The sequence below is a fragment of the Paenibacillus sp. JNUCC32 genome (genome assembly GCF_014863545.1).
In the GTDB taxonomy this organism is placed as follows: Bacteria; Bacillota; Bacilli; order Paenibacillales; family Paenibacillaceae; genus Paenibacillus_AQ; species Paenibacillus_AQ lautus_A.
The window spans coordinates 1,389,651-1,413,613 of the sequence record NZ_CP062260.1 but is presented as its reverse complement, the minus strand read 5'-3'; the positions used below and the strand labels follow the sequence as shown (position 1 = coordinate 1,413,613).

Genomic DNA, 23,963 nt, shown 5'->3' with positions numbered 1-23,963 from the left:
AGTGGTTCCCATGATGATCAAAAAAGCGGCAGTTTGCGCCTTCGTCTTTCTCGTGATATTGGCGGCGGCCATCGTGACGAATCTACGCACGCAGTCCGCCTACCTACAGGAAAACCCGTCAAACGGCGTATATCACATGCAGCATTCCCAAGGAGGAGCCCCCTTTTTCTCTCCCCGGGAATACGTGAAAATCATTCGCCATTCACCCGAAACCTTGCCGGATCAGCCTTAAGCTAACGCAGAACCCAATCCGTGGGCCTATCCATGAAATTGGATCTCATTATTCTCCTTGCTTCGTTTATTTCTTCGCATCCACCACGAAATGATCAGGATGACGGCCAGCGCCGCAACGATTCCAGCCGCATAATAACCGTACCGGTTAATCAGCACGCCAATATGATCGACGACCTGATCGCCTACAAACATGCCCAAAGAAAAATAACCGGTGGTCCACACCAAGGACGCGGTATACGAGTAGATCGCAAACCGGCGATACGGCATTCCCTTCATCCCGACCGCATACGGAGTAACATTGCGCAGGATGGGCAAAAAGGCGCTAATGCATATGGCATAATTGCCATATTGGCGGGTCAAGCGTTCGGATACATCGAGAAACTGGCGAATCTTCGACTTTTCCCCTACGCGGTTTAACAGCTTGCTGGCGGTAAAGCGGCTAAGCATGAAACCGACCGTCGATCCCGAGCACACGCCGAGAAAGGTCATGATAAAAGACGGGGCCGGCGATAATATCCCGGATGCCGCCAACGCTCCGCCAGTCATGGCCACGACTTCATTCGGCACGGGAAGCCCGACCAATCCCAGGCATAATACGAGGAATAATGCGTAATGCCCGATTTGTTCAATAAAATTCAATAGCGTATCCACGCCCTGGCCCCCTAATCCGTCCCTGGAATATATATCAGCTTATATGACAACGCGGCTTTCGCAAACGTGCTGTAGACGAGGATATGAACTGGACCTGAGACCAGGTTTGTTTGGGATTATGCTCGTTCAGAGATTTTTAAATGCCGAAATGAAGGACCCCGGATCCTCCTTTACCGTGTACGAATACACCCCTTGCTGGGTATGCAGGTACAAGAAACCTCCGCCGTCTCCCATCGGCCGATAGGACAGGTCAAACACCTGCCGGATCGGAAACTCCCGGTATTTGGTTACGATTCGATCCTCGTACAGGAACATCTCCCGCCCTTGCTCTTCCGTTCGTTGTTCAATGCCGTCCACGATTCGGTTGATTTTGTAGTACGGCTGTACGGCTACCCAATCCACAAGCTCCCTCCTTGCCGTCTTCATATTCTCACTTGGAAGATCGCATGTCTCCCCTCTTCTTCCTGCGGCTCTTCATTCGTTCCAGCAGCTCCAGCGCCCCGATAAAAAGCACGAATACCACGAAGAGTGCGGCGGCACGGCCAGGCTCGATCAGACCGGTAACGGACGCTATAATGCCTGTAATGCCTACAATAATAATGCCTAATACAGATAGTTTCCAACCTGTTAACATATGTATGCTCCTATAAGTAAACATAATTGCCGTCCCATATGATCGTAGACCTTCATGATCAACCAACTCTCCGGCACACACGGAATGTATCATAAAGAACACCCTATATTCAAGTTATGGCCGCTATGCCCGAATCCAGAATTTCGATTGCCAACGTGCGATTCATTTGCAATAATTTACACATGGAGAGAAATGATAGTCCCGCCTCCGCATACCAAAATAGACAGGAGGAGCATGTATGAACTCAACAACCTGGATACTGCTCATTGTATTCATCGTGGTGGATGTATGGATTATTTCTTTTTTCGTTAAACGCTCGTTACGCAAACAAAATAGCCAGCTGGTCCCTAAGGGAAATAAGCCTCGGCGAGGGAAAATACCGGAGCTGCCGCCGATCGTCAAGGCCGGAAGCCCGGCAAACGAGCTTGTCGGCAGACTGGAGGCTGCGCTGCCCGATACTTATCAGAGCATGCTGAAACAGCGCGTGATGAGTGAGCATCCGGACATGTCCGAACAGGAATATGAATGGAGATGGCAGGAGCTTAAACGTTTCTTTATCATGTGCGCCGTATTGGACCGCGTACCGATGTTCAGCAAGGACGTCGATGAGGTCTGGCATGAAATGCTGATGTATACATACGAATATCAACAATTCTCGGACCGCTTTCTTGGCCGGATGCTTCACCATGCTCCCAACACCGGTACCGAACAAGTGCCGATTCCGAATGAACGCGCCTGGTTCGATACCGTATATGTGCAATTATTCGGCTGGCATGAATACAGTGCCAAGCTATGGGGAGCTTTCTTCCGCGTCCCGCTGCCGCGTGAAGAGCTGGACCTTTGCACCTCCCCCCATTTTGCCGTGAATCATGGCCAGAAGCGCTTTAATGCCTGGACCTATGAGAAGATTCCTGCAGCACGCATGGCCATTGATGCTATGATCCGGGATCTGCAGGATCGGGTCAGAACCGCTCAAACCGAGCCGGGGCGTCAAGAGAAGAGGGTCAACTTTCAGAATAGCGATGTGCTCCTGGCAGCGGCCGTCTATTTTGCCTGGAATGCACCGGATCAATTCACTGATCATATGATCCCGGATGAGCGAGAGCTTCATAAGAACAACAGCAGCTCCTCCTGCACCTATGCTTCGGCTTGCGGCTCAGGCGGCTCGGATTCCCATGACGGATCGTCAAACGATGGTTCATCAGGCGGCGGTTCCTCCTGCAGCAGCGGGTCCTCTTGCAGCAGCGGTTCGTCCTGCAGCAGCTGCGGAGGCGGCTGCAGCAGCTAAATACAAACTTAACAAGAATCGCTTGCTTATTCATGAATCGAACAAAAGCATGGACCTGAGAATTCAGGCCATGCTTTTTGTTATATCCAGCGTTCAACCCCCGCCATATACAACTTGGCCTCGTCTTACCTTGATATCGCCAAGCCAGTTAATATTAAGAGATTTCGTATTAACCCAAAACAAATCCGGATGATCCGACACTTGAAAATGCAAATGCGCTTCGGTTGAGTTGCCGGAATTTCCGCATAGACCTATCAGATCCCCTGCTTCGACCTCAGAGCCTTCCTTCACGCATACCGATCCCTGCTTTAAATGTGCATATAGGCTATATTCTGAATGTCCATGATCGATGATGACATAGTTGCCGACGGACTTTGTTTCGTTGGTCTCACCCACAGGCTCATTGTCCCTGATGTTATTCTCGATACCCACCACCTTCCCGCGGGCACCAGCAAGAATCTCCTCTCCAAACGCGAAGTAACTCTCATTCTTGGCTGGATCTCCTTCATAGGACATGGCGTTCTCCGTCTTGATGACGTCTATTGCGTACCGCTGGCTTTCCTCTGCGTAATGGTAATTATCCGTAACATTCTCGCCGCCCCAGAACACATACCATTTCCCCTTAAACGGAGCTCGGAAAACCGTGACGGTTTGCTTGGCATCCGATTCAGGAAATCTCTCAATAGGCGATAGCATAAGCCCTACAATGGTACCCGTTTCATCGATCATCGCTTGAATGCCTTTTTGCCCGCTATCATCCATCCAGTTTATCAATCGGATTTTGTTGAGCGTGTCGTCCAACGTGATATGGAACGTTTTTACGCCTGCCGTATACTCCACTGCCATCGCTTCAAATTGTTCGATCGTTGCAAGTGAACGCAAATCCTCTCCGAACAGCTCGTACAGCTTGCGATGTTCCCCATTCAACAGGAACCTAGAAACATCTACCATATTCAAACCTCCTTAATATTCAAACCCAATGTTATAAATAGTATATCTGACGAAATGAACCTGCATTGAAACAGAAACTTAACATTGGTTAAACTTTCAGTTCCCGTAGGTACAGATGCCCGGAAAAACAGCCTTCCTCTACAACTAAAACAAAGAAGCACCCGAACCCATTCGTCAAGGTTCAGATGCTTCTATTCTTAATATACATACAGCCTATTAATGGTTAGATGTGAGTACCAAGCCGGAACGGGTTTGCGGTCCGACCTTGCGCACGGAAACCTGATTTTGCTCGGCCCAACGCGTGAGACTCCGAATGCCTTCACAATTCTTCTCTTCAAATTTAAAGCAGCAGTACATCGGATTTACGCTCTTATCCTTGAGGCTAATTTGAAAAGCGGCTTTATGGCAACCGGAAACCTTGATTTCGCGGATCTGTTCAGCGTGAATCTCTACGCCGTTGATCGAAATCGTCTCCGAATTCTCCTGAATATTCACTTCCCGCTTCACCAATCTCGCATAACCTTCAATAGCCAGTGCCGCAACGACAACGACATTCACGGCCATCTGCATATAGAAGAAGAAAGGATAGGAATATTCGGTCAAGGTGGCTACCTGAAACAGGATAATACTAAGGACAAAGGAAAACAAAATAACGTCTTTCATTCTGGTAGAGTAATGGATCGCATATTTCATGATTAATCAGCTCCGTTCATTCTGTAAGGGTTTTCATTCAGCTCTTACCTTATTATAACACCATTGTACATAATTTTGACACATATCATTCACATTTTTGTCAAAAAAATTATTTGCCTCGCTCCTTATCCTATGCTTATCCATTTCGCGTCGTGTCGTTCATGGTCCAACCAACCATATAAATACACGGTTTGTTTCCTGACAACAAAAAAAGAGAGCATCCCGCCAGATCCAAGATCCGTTGGGACGCCCTTTGCTTCAACACTTTTATCTTTACTTGGTTAACGCCGTATTTCCTTCCTTTCCCCGAAACCATTTCATCACGACAGATACGGTATCAATAAGGGTAATGACCACAATGACGTAAATGAGGCCGTCCCTGGATCGATCCCAAATTGATTTTACGGTCTCATACGCTTCATCCCCCGGTGTTACGAAACCCGCTTGAACGAGCTGATCCATGAATGTCGGATTCCAAATCGTCATATCGGAGAACAGGATCACCGTAACGATAACGGAAGCAACGTTAAATATGACATGCATGACGGCAATCTGCGGCGTCCACTTTCTTGTGATTAATTTCCTGGCTTCATTGAATATGCTGAAGGCGGTAAGAAGCCATATCAGCGGTAAATACTTGGCGAAGGCAGCCTGTTCAAACACCGGAATGGCGATCGAGTTTTCGTCGAATCGATGAACACCGATCAGGTTAATGGAAAACGTGAACAGGACGAAGAACAGCACGGAAAACAGGATGCCGAGCACAGGCTCGATCGGTTTAATCCGAGCGGCTGGTTCCGGAATTGCCGGCAATTCCGAGGGTTTCCATGGATCATTGGGGACTTGGCGAGCCCCGCGGTATTCGATAAAGGCAAAAATAACGGTAACCCATGCAAATCCGTGGATTCCCACGCTAAGCAGCGAAACAAGTAATTCCAGCAGCTTCTCGGCAGTGGGTTCCGTGCTTGTAAAGAAATCAATGATGTAGACGATGCCAAGAGCAACGGCTATCGAATACAGTACGATCCTCAGGACGGACCAATAGCTGTTAATCAAACCCGGACCTATGAGATACCTTTCCCTTCCTCTGTACCTGGCTGCCATTTCCCCGGGCGGGCCGAGCTCAAGCAGCACCTGCTCCACCTCTTCCAAACTTGCGGTCTCTACGCCGACTCCCCGGTCTTCCAGCATGTCTTCGACGAGTCCTTGAAGCTCCTTCTCAATATCCGTCCGCTGCGATTCGGGCAGCTTCTGGGTCACCGCATAAATATACCTGTTAATCAGATCCATCACCTTAGTCCCCCTTGTCATTCACAAGTCCCTCCAGACTTGTCATCATATCCTTCCATTCATGGTAGAGCTGTCGATATATGTCCTTGCCTGTCTGACTTATGATGTAATATTTTCTGGGCCGGGCTTCATTCGTATCCCACTCGCTGTTAAGCAAGCCTTGTTTCTCCAGCCGACGCAGCAACGGATAAAGCGTACCCGCTTCCACGTTGATCCCCCTCTCCTGCAATATGGTCACCAATGAATATCCATACTGCGGTTCGGACAACTGACTGAGAACACCAAGGATGATCGTACCCCGCCGAAGCTCCTGCACCATACTGTTTAAAATATCCTGATCCTCTGGCATATCATCATCTCCTGGAAATTATTATACTGTACGTCACACACTAATGTAAATAAACAATTAATAAATTTTTAAAAATATTTTAGTTAACCTTATGTTAACGGCTCCCAAGCTTGATGGCTACCATAATCCAAGCATTTCCTTGTACGCAAAAAAAAGGTTATCCTACAGCCGTGACGGACCGTAAGATAACCTTCTCTAAATACGCTCACCCATAACCGGGTTCCTGATAATGTTCACTTTCTGGGAATGATAAGCCAATCTCCATAGTTCGTTGGCAGCTATATGTTCAGCCGCCTATCTATCTCGATTTTCTGGGAAAACCGTTCTGGTATTGTGCCGGAATCGCGATCTCCTTCTGAAGCACCGTTGCTGCTTCTAATGCCCAGTACGGATTACGCAGCATTCCTCTTCCAACAGCGACGAGATCAGCGTCTTCGTTGCCTATTACCGCATTCGCCAAGGCGGGTTCATCCAAACGGCCCACGGCAATGACGGGTACTTGCAGCGCTTCTTTGATCTGTCTGGCTAGCGGTACTTGGTAGGCGACGTGGGTGCCCGGTCTTCCTTCCGCCGCGATTGGTCCTTCGCCGCCAGCGCTGACATGGAACATGTCAACGCCTGCAGCCTGATATATCCTGGAGAATGCGATGCTCTCTTCGATGCCATAACCGCCCGTTACGTATTCTCTAGCCGAGATTCGCATGATTAGCGGCATGTCCTCAGGCATTTCGCTTTTTGCGGCTTGAATCACTTCTTGGCCGAACTTGGTTAGATCCTGGCCGTATTCATCCGTTCTCCGGTTGGTCAGTGGAGAATGGAATTGATGAATCAGATAGCCGTGGGCACCATGCAATTCAATTGCGTCAAAACCGGCCTTCACCGCACGGCGTACAGCCACGCGGAATTTTTCCACCATCTGCTTAACTTCTTCGGTTGTGAGTGCCCTTGGCGTTTTCGAGTGCTCATCGAATGGAATAGCCGATGGGGCAACGGGCGTATCCGCATCCTCCGCTTTGCGTCCGGCATGCGCAATCTGAATCGCCGCCTTGGCGCCATGCTGATGTATCGCTTCAACTATGCGGGCCAAAGCGGGAATCTGCTCATCCGACCATAACCCAAGATCATAATCGGAAATACGGCCGTCCGGTTCCACATCCGTCATCTCCACGATAACGAGTCCGGCTCCGCCGATTGCCCGGCTTGTATAATGCAAATAATGCCAATCGGTGGCAATGCCGTCTTTGTTCGTTACCGAGTATTGGCACATGGGGGGCATAACCACCCGGTTTTTCAGATCTAACGATTTCAATTTATATGGACTGAATAAATGTTCCATTCAGAGACACGCTCCTTCTATCCTCATGATATTGATCTCTTTAAACAAAATGCATGCACATGCATCTAAGTTAGCAAAACAAAGACCATTCGTCAAGAATGGCTGTTGAAACGAACTAGTTACCCTCGAATATGCTTCAATGCATCTTCCAGACCATGCTTCATTTTGGGCATTGCGAATTGCTGCTCCAGCACGTCTTGGACCGTGTTCTTGGCTTTTTGCAGCTTCTCTTCGCCAATCGGAGTCAGTGACGTGTAGATTCCTCTCCTGTCATCCTCGCAAATCGCCCTTTGCATGGCGCCGCAGCCTTTGGCTTCAAAGCGGCTGACCAGTCTCGACATCGCACTCTGGCTTAGCCCCACCATCGTTTGCAGCTGCTGAAGCCTTAATTTTTGCCCGGGAGCCTCGGACAGAAATAACAGCACGTAAAATTCATTCAGCGATAAATCGTGCTTCTGCTGGAGCTTTTGTTCCAGCTCGTTGGAAATCAATGCATGAATCTGCGTCAAGGATAGCCAACTTGTGATGAGTTGTCGCGTTTGATCGGCTGACATAGGGTCTCCACCTGTTCCGGTATATTTCCGCCAGAAAGTTCGTATTACCATATAGCGGGTCACTGTCAGTTATTAATAATAGCAAGTCCCTGTTTCCGTCGTCAAACCTGCGATGGGGCGTTAGCATACGGAACGGAAATTCATGCCAGTCCTCACGCACCGCAAAATGCGCTAAGACTGACACGCTGTCCAGGTTTTTTTATCGTAAAACCCGTTACTTAATCTCCTGCGGCTCCTTGCCCAGCAAACCGAGCATGCGAAGTCCGTATTGTATTCCGTCTTGGCCGACATCGCGGGTGACATGCCTGGCCGCCTGCTTCACGATCTCCGGCGCATTGCCCATTGCCACGCCGTGGCCCACGTAAGACAGCATCTCCAGATCATTCAGATAATCGCCAAACGCGACGGTATCCTCCAGATCGATGCGCAGCAGCTGAATCAATTGTTTGATTCCTTCGGCTTTGGAGCCCCCTGCCGGTAACACGTCAATTCCATAGGGGCCCCAGCGCACGAAATCGAACCGCCCTTCGAATCTTTTTACGTAATCGGCCTCCTCATCCTCGGTACAGAATACAATGGCTTGATATATATCGCGGCCCAAGTAATATTCCGGATCGTATTCCGGGATCGTCAGTTTCAGCTCCCCCCAGCTGGAATCGATATGGACATGCTCGGTTACGTTCATCTTCATCGCTTCGCTGCCGGCATAGATAATCGGATGATCCAGCCGAACCGCTTGTTCCGTCAGCTCCTGCAAGGCATCCTCCGCCAGAGGATTACCGTAGATCGGTTTGCCTTCATAAACCACATATTGACCGTTCAAGCAAACATAAGAATCGATGCCGAGCTCTTCCCGCAGCTCCTCAAAATGATAGGGGGCGCGTCCCGTAGCAATGGCTACGATATGGCCAGCCTTCTTTAATTCAGCAATGGACTCCTTCGTTGTCGCCGGAACCTGCTTTTCATGATCCAGCAGCGTACCGTCAATATCAAAAAATAGGATCTTCTTCATCAATCACGCTCGCCTCTCTTTACGTATATTCAAGCTTGTAACTGTATTGTAAATGATGAAAAGCATTTCAGAGCAAGCCATAATTTTACCAAGCTCCCCTGGGTCAGCCTTGATAACGCCAAAAAACCGCAGTAGAGCACTCTTTTCAGATATCCATTTTAATGAACAAGAAAGCCGGTCAGCCAGACGATTTACCAGCATCCGGACCAAAAAAGGCCCGCCTGTTCAGGGCGGACCTTTCTCATATGGCTTTATTTCGCTTCCGAGCGGACCTCTTCAAGCATCTTATCATTGAATCCGAACATCCAGGTCAGCACGAACGTAATCGCCATCGCCGTCAGGTTGCACAAAATGTAAAGAGGAAGCTGGCTGTTCAAGTACAACAGCGTGCCCGGGATGACGGTAATGGCCATGCCTGTGGCCTCAAGCTGAAAGATGGAAGCCATGAAACCGCCCACGCCGCCGCCGATCAAGGCGATAACAAACGGTCTGACGTAACGGAGGTTGACCCCGAAGATCGCCGGCTCGGAGATTCCCAGCAAGGCGGAGAATGCCGATGGCAGGGATAATGCCTTGAGCTTTTTATTTCTCGTCTTGAGTCCGACAGCCAGACAAGCTGCACCCTGCGCTGCCATGGCGCTGGTCACGATCGCATTGAACGGATTGCTCCCTGTCTTCTCAAGGAGTTGGATCTCCAGGAAGTTGAAAATATGATGCACCCCGGTGACCACAATGATCTGGTTAAAGAAACCGATGACCAGACCCGCGATACCGAACGGCAGCTCCAGCAAGAACGTCGTCGCGTTCAGAACCACTTCTTCCAGGGAGTGGAACACGGGGCCGATCGCAAACAGGCCGAGGGTTATCATAACGAGCAAGGTCAGAAACGGGGTAACGATCAGATCGATGGCGTCAGGAATGCGTTTTCGCAAAAATCTCTCGAATTTCGCGCCCAGCAGTCCAATGAAGAATGCCGGCAGGACCGAGCCCTGATACCCGACAACCGGAATGAAATCAAAGATCATGAGTGCCTCAGCCGAGCCGTTCGCCACGCTGTACGCGTTGGGTAGAGCCGGGTTAACCAGCATCAATCCCAGGACGATACCCAGCACGGGGCTGCCTCCGAACACCCTGAACGCGGACCAAGCCACCAAGGCGGGCAAGAAAGCAAAAGCCGTATCCGTCAGTACCTGGGTGAAGAGCAGGAAATTAGCCGAGATATCATCCGGTGTCGCACCGAACCAGGCAAGCACGGTATCCTGGGTCAGCAGCCCCCGTAATCCCATGAACAAGCCAGTGGCGACCAATACCGGGATAATCGGCACAAACACGTCACCGAATGTACGAATCGCCCGCTGAAACGGATTCCCCGACTTTTTCGCCTGAGATTTCAGTTCTTCCTTGCTTGTGCTCTCCATTCCAAGGGATTCGACCGCTTCAAAAATCTGATTGACGGTTCCTGTTCCGAAAATGATCTGATACTGCCCGGAGTTGAAAAAGGCTCCTTTGACCTTGTCGATCTGCTCGACCTTCTTCTGGTCAATTTTCTTCTGATCATGAACCATGATTCTCAGCCTGGTGGCACAATGGGCAAAGGAAGCGATGTTCTCCCTGCCGCCAATGGCTTCCACTACCTGCCTTGCGATTTCCCGATTATCCGCTGCCATGTTCATTCAGCCCCTTCTTTATCTTTTACGGCTTCGGTCAGATCCCATTTCTCGACCTTCAAGCCGGCACTGCCGTTCTGTACGAAAAATCGAATGTTACGGCTGTTCCACTTCGGAAAAATTCTGCTTGTAAACACCTCTTCGCCATCGTTGATGAACAGCTCGACCGAAGAAATGTCCACGAACAGATGAAATTTGATCGAATTTCTTTCGGTTGGCAGCATACAGGATCGTTCCGCTCCGTAATCACTGACAATCGTTGCACCCGAAGAAGAGCGATCCAGCGTAACCTTCCGTTGGCCGGATTCATATCGAATAACGGTTCGTTCCCCTTCGCCAGCCCGAAATTCAATGCCAACGACGTCCGCCTCGATGGCTTGGAACTCGCATATCATTTCGAATGCGGTTCCTTGAACCCCCTCGTAACTCTTCACTTCGCTGTGAAGCGTATCCACTGCCTGAGCGGCATGATCGCGGAGCGCTTGAAGCTCGGGAACCGGCTGTTGAATCAGCCTGCCTTCACGGAACGTAAGCATACGCGGAAGCGTCAAACAATGGGCCCAGCCATGCGAATCGGTGGGATACCCGATATCCGGCAAACCCATCCAGCCCACCATGATGCGCCTGTCTTTCTCATCCAGCATGGTCTGCGGCGCGTAGAAATCAAAACCTCTGTCCAGCTCGCAAAAAGGACCGTGATCAAACTCCAGCGTATCCCTATTGAGCGGCTTGCCTGAAACATAGCCGGATTGGTAAATGTTTCGAAAATGGTCGTCCTCCGGAAGCAGCCCTTGCGGGGAAAACAGAAGCACGCCCTGGCCATCCAGTTCAAAATAGTCGGGGCATTCCCACATATAGCCGAAATGCTGAAGCCGGGTTTGTATCTCCCCCTTGAATTCCCAAACCAACAAATCCGAGGATTCATAAACGACAGCCGCACCTGTCTGATTAACCCTTTGGGCACCGATGACGAACCGGTACTTGTCTTTGTCTTGCCATACTTTCGGATCCCTGAAGTGTTCGGTATATCCGTCCGGCACATGGTCGATCAGCGGCTTATCGAGCTTCGTGATGGATCCGTCGCGGTCCATCACAGCCATGCATTGATAAGATTGCCTGTTCCATTCCTCATCCCGGGCATTCCCGGTATACATGAGGCATAGTTTGCCATCTTTCACGATACCGCTGCCCGAATAAGCGCCATAAGCATCATGGGGGTGACCGGGTTCAATAGCGATGCCTTGGTTCTGCCAAAACACCAGATCTTTCGAGGAAGTATGGTACCAGTATTTCAAGCCGTGAAACGTACCCAGAGGAAACCATTGGTAAAACAAGTGATACTCTCCGTTGTAATAAGAAAATCCATTGGGATCATTCATCAGGCCCATGATGGGCTGCACGTGAAATTTTTGCCTCCATTCGCTTAATCGCACTTTCTTCCTAATGGAGGAAAGCTCTTCGGGAGAAGCCTGATCCAGGCGTCGGTATTTCAGTTCTCTGTCCATATCTCTTCTCCTTATAAATGGGCTTGCTGAAAAATCAAACTGAACATGCTAACGCGTGCACGCTACCGTAGTGGAACCGGTTCCAATCAAAGGTAAAAATAATGAACTCAGTTCCAATACCAAGCAAACACTCGGATTGGAACCGGTTCCGTTATTTGAAGTATAAAATACCTAATTCAGATTGTCAACGCTTTCCCGATGAATCATCTCGCAATTCATGACCGTCAGGAAATCCACCGGCTCGTCGTTGACCAGCTTCATAATATGCTGTGCCGCGAGGTGGCCCGCTTGGAAATATCCATATTTCACCGTTGTTAACCCGGGATGAATCACCTCGGTTACGTCGTATCCGCCAAATCCGGTCACGGAAAGTTGGTCGGGAATAGAGATGCCTTTCATGTGCGCAGCTTTCATCACGCCTAGCGCAATGTTGTCCGTGGCGCAGACCACGGCCGTTGGCAGCGTTCGGTGAAGCTCAAACATGGAGCATGCCGTCTTCACACCATCCGACATCTTGAATCCACTCTCATAGAGAACCGCTTCCGCCTCTTCATACTCGCTTACCGCTTTGAGGAACCCTTCCTTCCGCTTGACTCCGACGGCTACGTCCTTTTCCGTCACCCCGATATAGGCAATTTGACGATGTCCCATCGACAGCACGTACCGGCCCATGTCATAACCTGCGGCATAATCGTTATAGATCATGCTGTGGACATGGTCGTGCTGTTGTCCGAGCAGAATGACCGGAATGCCGATCTCTTGAATCGCGGCAAGATGGGTTTCCGTAACCTGCGTGGCGAACAGAATAATGCCTGATATTTTTTGTCTGGCGAGATCATACAGCGCTTCGATCTCCCTGGATAAATCCTGGCTTGCGTTGATGATCAGTAGCTGATATCCGTGTTTTCTTAATTCTTCGTCCATGCCGGCGACAGTCTGCGATGCGGAGAAGGAGTCCAGACGCGGCATAATGGTGCCGATCATGCTCGTTTTTTTCGCTTTCAGGCTTTGCGCAAAAGAATTCGGGATATAGCCGGTTTCCTGAATAACCTGCTCAATCTTGCGGCGTGTCGCATGACTGACGGATCCTCCGTTCAAGAAACGGGAGACCGTGCTTTTGGCAACTCCGGCTTTGTGGGCAATATCGGCGATCGTGTTCTTCATGTCAAGATCTCCGGAGCCGTTAGCAGCGCTGCATCGAACGGATCATTCTCTGGAGCTCCCTGTTGTCCCGCACAACAGGCCATGATTCGTATAAACATGAATCTCTCCCCTTCGTATTTCTCTTATTCCTAACTATACCATGACGTCCAGGGGTCCGTGAAATGGGGCTCCAAGCCTAGCATTGCATGGTCCATATTTGCTTCTATGTTCCAGGCTCTGGCATAAAATGAAAGATTCGAAGGGGATGATTCATGGGTGCAGCCTTGCTTCACGTGCAAGTAGTCAAGTGCATTCCCTTAAGCTTGGACGGTTCGCTCGGCCGATTCGACGGTATGCTTCAGCAATGTCGCTATCGTCACGGGGCCGACGCCCGCCGGTACCGGCGTGATTGCGGAAGCCGCCTTGGCGCAGGCTTCGTAATCGCAGTCCCCGATATTCCCTTTATTGTAACCGGCGTCCAACACGACGGCACCCGGCTTGATCCAGTCCCCTTGAATGAAATTAGGCTTGCCTACGGCCGCAACCACAATATCCGCTTGGGACACAATCTCCCCAAGGTTCTTCGTTCTCGAATGGCAGATCGTAACCGTGGCGTTGCGATTGAGCAGCATCATCGATACCGGCTTGCCCAGAATCGGACTGCGTCCGACCACCACCGCATGCTTCCCTTCGATCGGCAGGCTGTAATAGTCCATAATCGCGATAATCGCCGCCGGCGTACATGACGGGTAATCGGCGAAACCAAACGCATTTTGCGAGAACCCGAGCGTGGTTACTCCATCCACGTCTTTTTTCATGTCGATGGCATCAAAAGCCGCCCGCTCATCGATATGGTGCGGTACCGGGTGCTGAAGCAGAATACCGTGGACGTCCGGATCCTCGTTCAGTGCTTGAATCGCGGCGATCAGCTCCTCCGTCGTTGTCGATGTCTCCAGCACTACTTTTTTGGATATGATGCCAAGCCGCTCGCACGCATTTCCCTTCATCCGCACATAGGTCGCCGAAGCAGGATCATCGCCAACCAGAATCGTTGCCAGACAGGGGGTTACCCCTTGCTGTTTCAATTCCTGTACCTTCACCGCCAGCTTTGCCTTGATATCATCGGATACTTTTTTCCCATCCAAAATTACGGGTTCCTTACTCATGCTAATCCGCTCCTTCGCCATTGTATTAAAAAACATAAAGAGGCAAGGCGACTCGAACGTCTCCTTACCTCTTGCCCAGGCGTACGGCATATGATCCCATGTGCTCCCTCTTGGTAACCCAAGCTACGCCAGTAACACATGGATAACTTTTTTTAATATATCACGACTTTGGACTTCGCGCCACCGGCTATGCGGCCGCCCTTTAATCGTAAAGTTTTTGATTTATTGGCTGAAATCACGTATGTTGCCGATGGTACAAGCATAGAATGTCTTAAGAACAATTCGCTTCAGGAGGCCTTGATGAGATATCCGGCGATCTTCAAAATGCTGCCCTTTATACTGCCGCTTGTGTTCGTGATTCCGGTCTTGACGATATGGCTGCAGAAGGACTTAAACCCCATACCCAGCCAAGACCTGCAGCAGGTTAAAACCGTCTTCACGGGCATCTTCCTTGAGGCACTTCCTTTCATTTTGCTTGGAGTGCTGCTGTCGTCCCTTTTGCAGTTGTTCGTAAAAGAGCAATGGGTGCGGCGTCTCACGCCGAAGAATCCGATGGTTGGCGTCCTGTTCGCTTCCATGCTCGGCATCCTGTTTCCCATCTGCGAATGCGGGATGATCCCGGTCGTTCGCAGGTTGATGCTGAAGGGGATGCCCGCCTATATCGCCGTCACCTTTATCCTCAGCGGTCCTATTCTGAATCCCATTGTATTCGCATCAACGATCATGGCCTTCCGTTCGCATCCCGAAGTGACGATCGGACGAATGGGACTGGCTTTTGCAGTCGCGGTGACGACGGGTTTGCTCGTTTATGTTTTTTCAAGAAGCAGCCCCCTGAAGCGTTCCTTTCAAGAGTTCGCCGAACAGGGCTCCAGCAAGGGGGAACGTTTGTTGCATGAGCATCCCAAAACCTGGAGAAGCATGTTTGTCCACGCCGGAGACGAGCTGATCGAGATGTGCAAATATTTAGTCCTGGGCGCTTTCCTGACGGCCTGCATCCAATCCTTCATTCCGAGGGAGGAGCTGCTGGCTCTGGGGAACGGTCCTGCCGCCTCCTATCTGTTCATGATGGGCTTTGCCTTCATCCTGTCCCTTTGCTCAACTTCGGACGCCTTCGTGGCATCGGCATTCACGCACACCTTTACCGTCGGCCCGCTGGTTTCCTTCCTGGTTCTCGGCCCGATGCTGGATTTCAAAAGCCTGCTCATGCTGTCGGCTACCTTCAAGACCAAATTCGTGATCGGCTTAAGCCTGCTGGTGATTACGCTTGTCTTTATCGGCTCTGTAGCCGTCAACGCGCTATTCGGCGGTTAGGTGTAGTAAACAAACTGGAGTGGCAATACACGAAAACGGTTGGAATAACGGCACCTTCAGGCTGTTATGCCTTCGGATATCCACTTGAGATTGGAGGTGTTCGGGACGTGAAGCCCCGTCTGAGCCTGCGAAGCCACTATATACTGCGATCGCTGCTTATCGCAGCTCTGGCCGCCTATATCATGCATCTGAACGCATCAAATTCGCTGGACTATTACTTGGCTCCCCATATGCAGACCCTGCTTCTGCTCTGTCCGGTGCCGCTGTTGTTCATAGCTTTCGGCATGCTGTGGCACGCCATTGCGGGAGCTTCCGGCGAGGTGTGCGATTGCGAGCACCCCCTGCCCAGCGGACTGATCAAAAACATATCGGTTTACGGGTTATTCACGGTGCCGCTGCTGTTCGGCCTGCTCCTGCCGGACCAAGCCCTCGGCAGCGATATGGCGGCCAAAAAAGGCATGATCTACACCTATCCGAACCCCGATGTTCGCCGTAAAGCCGAGGAGCGGAATGCTTCCGCCGTTTCGGGCATGGAGAAGCATGGAACGAATGATGACCTGGCGGCAGCGGAGGACATCGCACTGAACGAGCGTTTTGTTCCCAAAGACATCTACAGCGTGGAATTCGCGGAGCTGGCCAAGCGCTTATATACCTTACCCGTCATCCGAGTGGAGCCGGACATTTTCTCGGAGACCGTTGGGGCCATGGATATGTACAAACAGCATTTTCAAGGAAAGGCCATCACCGTCCAAGGATTTGTTTTCCGCGATGGACATATGAACGAAGACGCCTTCGCCGTCAGCCGCTTCCTCGTGATGTGCTGCACGGCAGACGCCGTCCCGTTCGGGGTCATGGTGCGCGCCGCGAATGCTTCGTCATTCGCGAATGACGCGTGGGTTCAGATCGATGGCACGATCCAGGTCACCACCGTGAACGGTATGGAAACGCTGCAGATTCAAGCGGAACGGATTCAGCCGATCGAGCAGCCGTCATCCCCTTACATTTTCACGAATCCCGACTCTGTCGCAGAGTTTGATGAACTGTATTCGAATGATATCGAGACCAAGGAGGTAATCAATAAATGAACAAGATACCCGTCGTGCTGATTAGCGGATTTTTGGGGAGCGGCAAAACCACGCTGCTCCTCAGGCTGTTGGCGTATGCCGCCAATCGGCAATGGAGAACCGCCGTCCTGATGAATGAGATGGGCGAACAGGACGTGGATGGCGATATCCTATCCGGTGAAATGCCTGATCTTCCGATCGAGAAGCTGCTTGACGGCTGCATCTGCTGCACCAAACGAGACGAGCTGGGGCAAGCCCTGAAAAGCCTGTTAGATCGGAAGCCCGATCTCGTCTTCATCGAGACGACCGGAGTGGCGAATCCTGAACAGATTCTTGAGGATTTGCAGGATCCGTCATTGGCTGATCGAATATCGATCCGTGGCAAAATCGCCTTGGCCGACTGCAGCAAATTCCTCGAGTATAACAGCTTCTTTGCATCCAGTCGCGAGCTGGTCCGTACCCTGCGGGGACAAATCAGCTTCGCGGACCGGATCATCCTGAACAAGGCGGGAGAATGCGAAGAGAAACAGATCCATAAAGTCATTACCTCCATTAGAAAAATCAATACGACGGCAAGCCTGTCCGTAACCGACTACAGCCGTTTGGATGAGCATGAAATGTGTACGGCCCTTCAGCTAGAGCCAACGGAGAATCATAGCCATTCATCTCATTCTTCCAACCGGCAAGGGAGTCCTGCGGAACGCCTGCAAGGCAGCGCATGGACCAGCGAAGAAGATCGGAGCAAGCTGGGGCACCGCAACCATGAAGGAGCTTTCATTCATAATGAGCATCGCCATGGTCACGGAGAAGAGGCCGGGCATGGCAGCCATTCCTATACCGGCCTGGATACCTTGACTCTATCTGCCCCGACCCCTTTCCCGCTTGAGATCAGCCTCATCGAAACCTTTCTCGCTGCACGCGGTTCCGGCCTGCTACGGGCCAAAGGATATATTCAGCTCTCCACGGGTCCCTCCCTGGTTCAGTGGGCAGGTTCACAGCTTGCCATCGAGCCCAGCACGCTGAAGCTGCAGCGGGGCTATCTTACGTTAATCGGCCATCGCCTGGATAAAACGCGCATTGTCCAGCAGTGGGAGGACTTGCTCAGCGGCGTGGTGCAGTGACATTTGAATGCATGCAGGGATATGAAAAAAAGATAAGGAGATCCTCAGGGATCTCCTTTTTTTCGGTTCGTTTATGATTAGTCCCTAGGATAATTCACTTCCATAATATCCATAAAAGGAACCTTCGTAATGACGCCGTTCTGTTTCATATGCACCTTCCCTGTGCGGGAGTCCATTTGATCGATTTGTCCGCGGACCGCCTCTTCCCATCCCCAGACCGTCAGTACGATGACCGATTCCTCCTGGTAAGCTTCCGTTAGCTGATTTCCGAGCTCTTCCAGTACAAACTCATCCCTAGTGGGTCGCTTTGGAACTTTTGCTTTTGCCATAATCTTGTCCTCCTGATTTATGTTGTTCATGCGTCAGCATTACATTCTCAATGAAAACGAATCTTTCATCCATTCTATGAATTAGGAATCTACTACCTATTATACATCAAATGCGATTCAGAATTCTCGGGCTCTCCCAGGATTCAGAATATCTGAAGGAACTATGGACTCGATTCGCTTTTTTATACAAAAGACTTGATTTTCAGAAAATAATCCTATATGATTGACCCATCAACCATTGACCAGTCAATGAATTGAAGGAGGTCTTTATCATCTCTACATGCCATACACAAGACCTGCTGTACTTGCTAATGCATCTGAATAAGCACATTGCGACTCGGTTTGAACGATGTGCCGGTGTTAGTCCCAATCGGCTGGAACTCCTCTGCAAACTGACCGGCGGCGAAATTAGCCAGTCGGATCTCCAGAAGGCAGTGTCTATCGATCCAGCTGCGGTGACCCGTCATGTTCAACAGCTGGAAGCGGAAGGATTGCTTCTGCGGACGAGATGCGAGAATGACAACCGGATTACGTTGGTTCAGCTAACTGAAGTGGGCAAAAGTAAAGTCGCAGCGTTTAAGGCGGAGAAAGATCGATTTATGGAGGAACTGCAGGCAGACCTCACGGAATCAGAACGACTTGCGCTTGTTCATGCTTTACAGAAATTGAACAGCCAGATTCAACAGATGAAACACCCAAGCAAAACCGATTAACTTATAGAGACTAAAGGAGAGAATACCATGTCTGTAACGACCCTAAACAATGATTATAAAGAAATTATTACTTCCCGCCGCTCTGTGCGGGTATACGACCCATCGGTCAAAATCAGCCGTGAAGAGATGACTGAAATTTTGGAAGAAGCGACTTTGGCTCCGTCATCCGTTAATCTTCAGCCTTGGAGATTTCTTGTCGTTGATAGCCCGGAAGGAAAAGCGACGCTTGAAGAGCATGCACCAGGGAACAAAACACAAGTTTCAACTTCTTCGGCAGTCATTGCGGTGTTTGGAGATATGAACGCATTCGACAATGCAGATGAAATTATGGGCACTGCTGTGGAACGCGGTTATCTGCCGCAAGAGATAAAAGATCAGATGATGGCGAACTATACCGATCTGTTCGGACGTATTCCGGCACAGGCTTTCCGCGAAATGATCCTTATAGATAGCGGCTTGGTTTCCATGCAGCTTATGCTTGCTGCCCGTGCCCGTGGATATGACACGAACCCCATCGGCGGATATGACAAATCCCGAATTGCAGAAGCATTTGGTATGGAGAAGGAACGTTATGTGCCGGTCATGCTCATCTCGGTAGGTAAAGCTGCCAAAGAGGCGCGTTTGACGACTCGTCTTCCTATTGATCGTATTGCAGAGTGGAAGTGAGGTCACAGCGATGATTATTATTCATGCAGAAATGAAAGTAAACGGCGAACGTGAGGCTGAATTTCTGGAATCCGTAAAAGAACTTATTGAAGCATCCCGTGCGGAACAAGGAAATGAATCTTATAAGCTGCTCAAAGATACGGAGCAGGATAACACGTATCTCATGGTTGAACAGTGGAAAGACCAGGATGCTGTGGGGCTCCACAATGCGAGCAGCCATTTTCAGGCGTTTGTGGCTAAAGCTCCAAAATACCTGACAGCTCCGCTAAACGTGCAGGCCTATGCAGGCCAACTGATCAACAAATAATGAAGCAAACTACAATCCGTATTAAAAAGCCAACTCGTTTAGACGAGTTGGCTTTTTTAATTCTATTACCGCATTCCATATCGGATCGAACAGATAAGCAGCCTTACAGCGATAGCTCTTCGATGGCCATCCATGGCAGCGGATTGTGAAACGTTGACCAGTCCAGCTGCATTTCCCGGTCGGTCAACAAACACTCGTCCAGCTCCCGCTCGATTTGTTCCTGTTCCATCCCAATCCCGATCATCACGAGCTCGGTCATCCGATCTCCCCAGACGTTATCCCATTTCCTCCGAACATCCGGCTCACTTCGTAACAGCTCCTGCTGCTCCTGCTCGGTTAAAGCCGCGACCCAGTATCCTGCAGGCCCGAAATGAATCGAAGGCCCGGCCTGGCTTACACTTGCCGCAACATCCTCGCGCACGGCCAGCCAAGCGATCCCTTTCGCACGTACGACTTCTTCCGGCCAATCACCCATGAATGCCGCCAACCGCTCCGGATGAAACGGTCTTCTTCTCCGATAGACAAAAGAGCTGATGCCGTATTCATCCGTTTCCGGCACGTGCTCCTCCTTCTGAAGCTCCTGGATCCAGCCGGGGGACTGACTGGCTTTTTCAAAATCGAATAAACCGGTATTCAGAATTTCCTCAGGTGCCACTTGTCCCTTCACGGTGCGGATGATTTTGGCGCTTGGCTGAAGTTTTCGCAGTATGCCCTCTACCTTGGCCAATTCGTCCTCGCTTACCAGATCGCATTTGTTCAACAGCAGCACATCGCAAGTCTCTACCTGGTCGATTAACAAATCCACCACTTCCCGCGTATCCTCTTCGCCCAGCGCTTCCTTCCGATCAAGCAGGCTTTGCCCCGAAGAGAAATCTTTCCAGAATCGGTTCGCGTCCACCACCGTTACCGTGCAATCCAGCCGAGCGAGATCGGACAGCTGTACGCCGGACACCTCATCCGGGTAAACAAAGGTCTGCGCAACGGGCACGGGCTCGCTGATTCCCGTCGATTCGATCAGTATGTAATCAAAACGATTCTCTTGAGCCAGCTTCTGAACTTCCTGCACCAAATCTTCCCGGAGCGTGCAGCAGATGCAGCCATTGGACATTTCGACCAGCTTCTCATCCGTTCGGGACAGGCTTCCTTCCCCTCTCACCAAATCCGCATCGATGTTCACTTCGCTCATGTCGTTCACGATGACCGCTACCTTCAACCCTTCGCGATTATGTAGCACATGATTCAGGACCGTCGTTTTGCCTGAACCGAGGTAACCGCTAAGAACAGTAACCGGAATTCTATTGTTGTAATTCATCAAATGAACTTCCTCCATTCCTTAATCGTAATAATTACGATTTATGGTATGATGATATATCCCCTCCATTAAATTGTCAATCCTTCACGTTTAAAAACATTTCTACAAGCAAAAAAAATCTCCGCAATCAATTTCAAAATATTCCTTTACAAGAATATTCTCTTGATGGTATATTACATTTAATCATTGGTTAATCTTTACAAATAAGGAGGATACGTTATGAGCCAAGACGTAATTTCGTTCATTGAAAACCTGAGTTTGCCTTGGCAAGCAGAAGTCGGCAAAAAGCTTCGACTTATGGTCCATGAAGCCATTCCGGAGGTAGAAGAACGGATTCAGTACAAAAAACCGCATTTTCTCAAAAACGGACACTATGCAGCCGTGATTTCGCCATCCAAAGATGCAATCGCCTTTATGATCATGAACACAACCAATCTAGAAGTCCCTTCAACTTTCGATGGTCCACCCGAACGGAAATGGCTTAAAATTCGAAAAGACGATACTCCTGACTATGAACAGCTATCCGAATTATTAGTTCAAGCATCAAGTTCATTGTAATAACCAGATCGGGGGTAAGGTCCCATGAAACAGACAACGTTGAACGCGCTAGCCGAACCTAACCGATTACAGATGGTCGAACTGTTACGAGAAGGTCCTTTAACCGTCAATCAGATTGCTGAACGTCTTCAAATCCGGCAACCTCAGACTTCCAAACATTTAAAAATATTACATGAAGCTGGACTGGTAGAAGTCCAAGCGGAAGCTAATCGACGAATTTATAAACTACGTCCTGAACCGCTTCAAGAAATGGACGAATGGTTGGACTCGTTCCGCAGTATTTGGGAAAAGCGCTTAGATCAACTTGAGGATTATTTGGAAAAAATACAAAAGAAAAGGTAGCTGCCGCTACCCTTCTTCTTAGGAGGAATTCAAATGACCGAGCAAAGCAAACAAGGCTTACTTCTGTCACGTGTTTTCAATGCCCCCCGGGAACTGGTTTTTAAAGTTTGGACCGACCCTGAACACTTCGGCAAATGGTGGGGTCCTCAAGGGTTTTCCTTAGACGTTATCAAAATGGATGTACGTCCCGGAGGCATGTTTCTAGGCTGTCAGAAGTCTCCGGACGGCAGTCAAGCCATGTGGGGTAAATTTGTATATCAGGAAGTTATCGAACCTGAGAAGCTGGTATTCGTTCAATCATTCTCTGATGAGAAAGGGAACACGATACGTGCACCTTTTAACGCAAACTGGCCGCTTGAAATTATGAATATCATCACATTTGAAGAAATCGACGGAAAAACTACGCTTACCATGCAGGGAGGCCCCGTAAACGCGACCGCGGAAGAACGGGCAGCGTTCGATGAAATGGCTCCAATGGTGAAACAAGGATTTGGCGGTACTTTTGATCAACTCGCTGAACACCTTGAAAGCCAGCTATAATTACATCGATTAAGGAAGCTCAACCGAGCGGAGGCGAACCTGTTGGTTCGCCTTTTTTTAATTCTTCAGAATGCAGCATCATCACGCTCGAAAACCCCCCTTAAAATTTAAGGAGGGTTTTTCATACTTGCATTCGCATGCAGGTTCGAGAAATTACAGCTTTTGGGCGACCGCTTGTTCCGCTGCCTGTACATCGTCTTTATTCTCAGGCAACTCGCCGTCTTTCCAGATGACTTGTTCGCCGTAATCTTTTCCCCAATCGTACATCAATTTCAAAATCGGCATCAAACTCTCCCCGTAAGGAGTAAGCGAATATTCCACCCGAGGGGGAACCTCAGGGTAAACCACGCGGTGGACCAGCTGGTCTTCCTCCAATTCACGAAGCTGATTGGTCAGCATTTTTTGCGTGATGTGGGGAATCATCCGGTTCAGTTCACCGAAGCGTTTCACGCCCTCCAAACCGAGATGCCAGAGGATGATCAGCTTCCATTTGCCGCCGATGACCGCCAGGGTTAACTCCTTATGGCAGTTTATTTCCTTCAGATTAATTCGCTGCTTGACCTCGTTTGCCATAATGCATCACCCCTTCTTCCCTATAGTATACAACGGTTGCGGGGATATCATCAAAGCGGCAAACTTATCATCATTACCGTTTCTTCTTATTCCAAATTGGCATGCAGGCTAAACATTTGGTCTGAGCGAAGCTTGCTTTTTTCCATCAATCTCAGGATAACCGCATCGAGCACGATCAGCATGCTTTGCTCAAATAATGAAGCCATCGGTTGAACGGTGACGAGGATATCCTGATTCTGCTCCTTCGTTGTTCCCGGAAGCTGGACCATCGCATCCGAAAGCTTGCCGATACTCGATTCCGGTCTCACGGTTACGACCGCAACCGCGGACCCGATCCCTTTGGCTTTCCGAGCCATGGATACCAATCCTTGCGTTTCGCCGGAGCCCGAACCGATAAGAAGCAGGTCATTCGCTCCGATGGCCGGTGTTACCGTATCGCCGACGATATGAACCTTAAATCCCATCTGCATTAACCGCATGCCGAAAGCCCGGATCATCAGGCCGGATCTGCCTCCCCCTGCCAAGAAGACGGCATCGGATTGCACGATCCGTTCAATCAATTCCTCGATCTGGCCAGCATCCACCTGCTGAACGGATTCCGATAACTCCTTGGCAATGACGGATGCATGTTGAAAGATGTTATGACTCATGGCG

29 protein-coding genes and 1 riboswitch are annotated in these 23,963 nt (G+C 49.9%); of the genes, 11 read left to right on the top strand and 18 right to left on the bottom strand.

Going from position 1 to position 23,963, the window contains the following annotated elements; genetic code table 11:
• Window positions 1-10: 10 nt before the first annotated feature.
• Window positions 11-232, top strand: a complete 222-nt coding sequence (locus JNUCC32_RS06565) for a hypothetical protein (RefSeq protein ID WP_192571422.1) — start codon at window positions 11-13, stop codon at window positions 230-232.
• Window positions 233-258: 26 nt separating this feature from the next.
• Here JNUCC32_RS06565 and JNUCC32_RS06560 read toward each other — a convergent pair whose 3' ends face one another.
• From JNUCC32_RS06560 to JNUCC32_RS06550, 3 genes are all read right to left on the bottom strand, one after another.
• Complete coding sequence (locus JNUCC32_RS06560; RefSeq protein ID WP_096774310.1) at window positions 259-885, bottom strand: DedA family protein; 627 nt, start codon at window positions 883-885, stop codon at window positions 259-261.
• Between the two features lie 126 nt (window positions 886-1,011).
• Complete coding sequence (locus JNUCC32_RS06555; RefSeq protein WP_096774311.1) at window positions 1,012-1,287, bottom strand: hypothetical protein; 276 nt, start codon at window positions 1,285-1,287, stop codon at window positions 1,012-1,014.
• Between the two features lie 28 nt (window positions 1,288-1,315).
• On the bottom strand, window positions 1,316-1,519 hold the full coding sequence (locus tag JNUCC32_RS06550; RefSeq protein WP_096774312.1) for a hypothetical protein: 204 nt from the start codon (window positions 1,517-1,519) through the stop codon (window positions 1,316-1,318).
• A 238-nt stretch (window positions 1,520-1,757) separates the two neighbouring features.
• On the opposite strand from JNUCC32_RS06550, the gene JNUCC32_RS06545 reads away from it, so the two are divergent.
• On the top strand, window positions 1,758-2,807 hold the full coding sequence (locus JNUCC32_RS06545) for a glycine-rich domain-containing protein (RefSeq protein WP_192571421.1): 1,050 nt from the start codon (window positions 1,758-1,760) through the stop codon (window positions 2,805-2,807).
• A 93-nt stretch (window positions 2,808-2,900) separates the two neighbouring features.
• Here the strand turns inward: JNUCC32_RS06545 and JNUCC32_RS06540 are convergent, their stop codons facing one another.
• The 11 genes from JNUCC32_RS06540 to JNUCC32_RS06490 all read right to left on the bottom strand — a co-directional run bounded on the left by JNUCC32_RS06540 (window position 2,901) and on the right by JNUCC32_RS06490 (window position 14,473).
• Window positions 2,901-3,758: a M23 family metallopeptidase gene (locus tag JNUCC32_RS06540; protein WP_192571420.1), complete on the bottom strand. Its 858-nt coding sequence runs from the start codon at window positions 3,756-3,758 to the stop codon at window positions 2,901-2,903.
• 216 nt (window positions 3,759-3,974) lie between these two features.
• Window positions 3,975-4,451: a hypothetical protein gene (locus tag JNUCC32_RS06535; RefSeq protein WP_096774315.1), complete on the bottom strand. Its 477-nt coding sequence runs from the start codon at window positions 4,449-4,451 to the stop codon at window positions 3,975-3,977.
• Between the two features lie 273 nt (window positions 4,452-4,724).
• A complete protein-coding gene (locus JNUCC32_RS06530) occupies window positions 4,725-5,741 on the bottom strand; it encodes a hypothetical protein (protein ID WP_192571419.1) in 1,017 nt (338 codons plus the stop codon).
• Between the two features lie 4 nt (window positions 5,742-5,745).
• Window positions 5,746-6,090, bottom strand: coding sequence for a PadR family transcriptional regulator (locus JNUCC32_RS06525; RefSeq protein ID WP_096774317.1), 345 nt, complete (start codon window positions 6,088-6,090; stop codon window positions 5,746-5,748).
• A gap of 298 nt (window positions 6,091-6,388) precedes the next feature.
• Window positions 6,389-7,426 carry an NADH:flavin oxidoreductase/NADH oxidase gene (locus JNUCC32_RS06520; protein ID WP_192571418.1) on the bottom strand — a complete coding sequence of 346 codons (1,038 nt, stop codon included), beginning with the start codon at window positions 7,424-7,426 and terminating at the stop codon, window positions 6,389-6,391.
• A 119-nt stretch (window positions 7,427-7,545) separates the two neighbouring features.
• Window positions 7,546-7,980 (bottom strand): MarR family winged helix-turn-helix transcriptional regulator, encoded by a 435-nt coding sequence (locus tag JNUCC32_RS06515; protein WP_192571417.1) that lies wholly within the window; start codon window positions 7,978-7,980, stop codon window positions 7,546-7,548.
• 214 nt (window positions 7,981-8,194) lie between these two features.
• A complete protein-coding gene (locus JNUCC32_RS06510; protein ID WP_096774320.1) occupies window positions 8,195-8,995 on the bottom strand; it encodes a Cof-type HAD-IIB family hydrolase in 801 nt (266 codons plus the stop codon).
• 248 nt (window positions 8,996-9,243) lie between these two features.
• Entirely contained in the window at window positions 9,244-10,665 is a 1,422-nt protein-coding gene (locus JNUCC32_RS06505; protein ID WP_009592374.1) for a sucrose-specific PTS transporter subunit IIBC, read from the bottom strand.
• Window positions 10,662-12,164, bottom strand: a complete 1,503-nt coding sequence (locus JNUCC32_RS06500) for a glycoside hydrolase family 32 protein (protein ID WP_192571416.1) — start codon at window positions 12,162-12,164, stop codon at window positions 10,662-10,664. Before JNUCC32_RS06500 ends, JNUCC32_RS06505 begins: the two co-directional genes overlap by 4 nt.
• Window positions 12,165-12,335: 171 nt before the next feature.
• The gene (locus JNUCC32_RS06495; RefSeq protein ID WP_096774323.1) at window positions 12,336-13,328 is read right to left on the bottom strand and encodes a LacI family DNA-binding transcriptional regulator; all 993 of its coding nucleotides are present in this window, start codon (window positions 13,326-13,328) and stop codon (window positions 12,336-12,338) included.
• Between the two features lie 296 nt (window positions 13,329-13,624).
• The gene (locus tag JNUCC32_RS06490) at window positions 13,625-14,473 is read right to left on the bottom strand and encodes a bifunctional 5,10-methylenetetrahydrofolate dehydrogenase/5,10-methenyltetrahydrofolate cyclohydrolase (protein ID WP_192571415.1); all 849 of its coding nucleotides are present in this window, start codon (window positions 14,471-14,473) and stop codon (window positions 13,625-13,627) included.
• A 66-nt stretch (window positions 14,474-14,539) separates the two neighbouring features.
• Window positions 14,540-14,619, bottom strand: a riboswitch (ZMP/ZTP riboswitch).
• Between the two features lie 154 nt (window positions 14,620-14,773).
• On the opposite strand from JNUCC32_RS06490, the gene JNUCC32_RS06485 reads away from it, so the two are divergent.
• The 3 genes from JNUCC32_RS06485 (at window position 14,774) to JNUCC32_RS06475 (ending at window position 17,969) form a co-directional block, all read left to right on the top strand.
• A complete protein-coding gene (locus JNUCC32_RS06485) occupies window positions 14,774-15,784 on the top strand; it encodes a permease (protein ID WP_096774325.1) in 1,011 nt (336 codons plus the stop codon).
• Between the two features lie 107 nt (window positions 15,785-15,891).
• Window positions 15,892-16,869, top strand: a complete 978-nt coding sequence (locus tag JNUCC32_RS06480; protein WP_192571414.1) for a TIGR03943 family putative permease subunit — start codon at window positions 15,892-15,894, stop codon at window positions 16,867-16,869.
• Entirely contained in the window at window positions 16,866-17,969 is a 1,104-nt protein-coding gene (locus tag JNUCC32_RS06475) for a CobW family GTP-binding protein (RefSeq protein WP_192571413.1), read from the top strand. Before JNUCC32_RS06480 ends, JNUCC32_RS06475 begins: the two co-directional genes overlap by 4 nt.
• A gap of 77 nt (window positions 17,970-18,046) precedes the next feature.
• Here the strand turns inward: JNUCC32_RS06475 and JNUCC32_RS06470 are convergent, their stop codons facing one another.
• On the bottom strand, window positions 18,047-18,298 hold the full coding sequence (locus tag JNUCC32_RS06470) for a YolD-like family protein (protein WP_090908448.1): 252 nt from the start codon (window positions 18,296-18,298) through the stop codon (window positions 18,047-18,049).
• A 311-nt stretch (window positions 18,299-18,609) separates the two neighbouring features.
• On the opposite strand from JNUCC32_RS06470, the gene JNUCC32_RS06465 reads away from it, so the two are divergent.
• Genes JNUCC32_RS06465 through JNUCC32_RS06455 form a run of 3 tightly spaced genes read left to right on the top strand, consistent with a single transcriptional unit; the run spans window position 18,610 to window position 19,984 of the window.
• Window positions 18,610-19,011, top strand: a complete 402-nt coding sequence (locus JNUCC32_RS06465) for a MarR family winged helix-turn-helix transcriptional regulator (protein ID WP_228468886.1) — start codon at window positions 18,610-18,612, stop codon at window positions 19,009-19,011.
• A gap of 27 nt (window positions 19,012-19,038) precedes the next feature.
• A complete protein-coding gene (locus JNUCC32_RS06460) occupies window positions 19,039-19,677 on the top strand; it encodes a nitroreductase family protein (RefSeq protein ID WP_192571412.1) in 639 nt (212 codons plus the stop codon).
• Window positions 19,678-19,687: 10 nt separating this feature from the next.
• Window positions 19,688-19,984 (top strand): putative quinol monooxygenase, encoded by a 297-nt coding sequence (locus tag JNUCC32_RS06455; RefSeq protein WP_192571411.1) that lies wholly within the window; start codon window positions 19,688-19,690, stop codon window positions 19,982-19,984.
• A 103-nt stretch (window positions 19,985-20,087) separates the two neighbouring features.
• On the opposite strand, the gene JNUCC32_RS06450 is transcribed toward JNUCC32_RS06455, so the two are convergent.
• Entirely contained in the window at window positions 20,088-21,296 is a 1,209-nt protein-coding gene (locus tag JNUCC32_RS06450) for a GTP-binding protein (protein ID WP_192571410.1), read from the bottom strand.
• A 219-nt stretch (window positions 21,297-21,515) separates the two neighbouring features.
• On the opposite strand from JNUCC32_RS06450, the gene JNUCC32_RS06445 reads away from it, so the two are divergent.
• Genes JNUCC32_RS06445 through JNUCC32_RS06435 form a run of 3 tightly spaced genes read left to right on the top strand, consistent with a single transcriptional unit; the run spans window position 21,516 to window position 22,736 of the window.
• The gene (locus JNUCC32_RS06445; protein WP_145037820.1) at window positions 21,516-21,854 is read left to right on the top strand and encodes a DUF1801 domain-containing protein; all 339 of its coding nucleotides are present in this window, start codon (window positions 21,516-21,518) and stop codon (window positions 21,852-21,854) included.
• Between the two features lie 24 nt (window positions 21,855-21,878).
• Window positions 21,879-22,196, top strand: coding sequence for an ArsR/SmtB family transcription factor (locus tag JNUCC32_RS06440; protein WP_192571409.1), 318 nt, complete (start codon window positions 21,879-21,881; stop codon window positions 22,194-22,196).
• A 33-nt stretch (window positions 22,197-22,229) separates the two neighbouring features.
• The gene (locus JNUCC32_RS06435) at window positions 22,230-22,736 is read left to right on the top strand and encodes an SRPBCC family protein (RefSeq protein ID WP_192571408.1); all 507 of its coding nucleotides are present in this window, start codon (window positions 22,230-22,232) and stop codon (window positions 22,734-22,736) included.
• Window positions 22,737-22,889: 153 nt separating this feature from the next.
• On the opposite strand, the gene JNUCC32_RS06430 is transcribed toward JNUCC32_RS06435, so the two are convergent.
• The gene (locus JNUCC32_RS06430) at window positions 22,890-23,309 is read right to left on the bottom strand and encodes a winged helix-turn-helix transcriptional regulator (protein WP_015736080.1); all 420 of its coding nucleotides are present in this window, start codon (window positions 23,307-23,309) and stop codon (window positions 22,890-22,892) included.
• A gap of 86 nt (window positions 23,310-23,395) precedes the next feature.
• A complete protein-coding gene (gene hxlB / locus JNUCC32_RS06425; protein ID WP_096774334.1) occupies window positions 23,396-23,959 on the bottom strand; it encodes a 6-phospho-3-hexuloisomerase in 564 nt (187 codons plus the stop codon).
• Window positions 23,960-23,963: the final 4 nt, after the last annotated feature.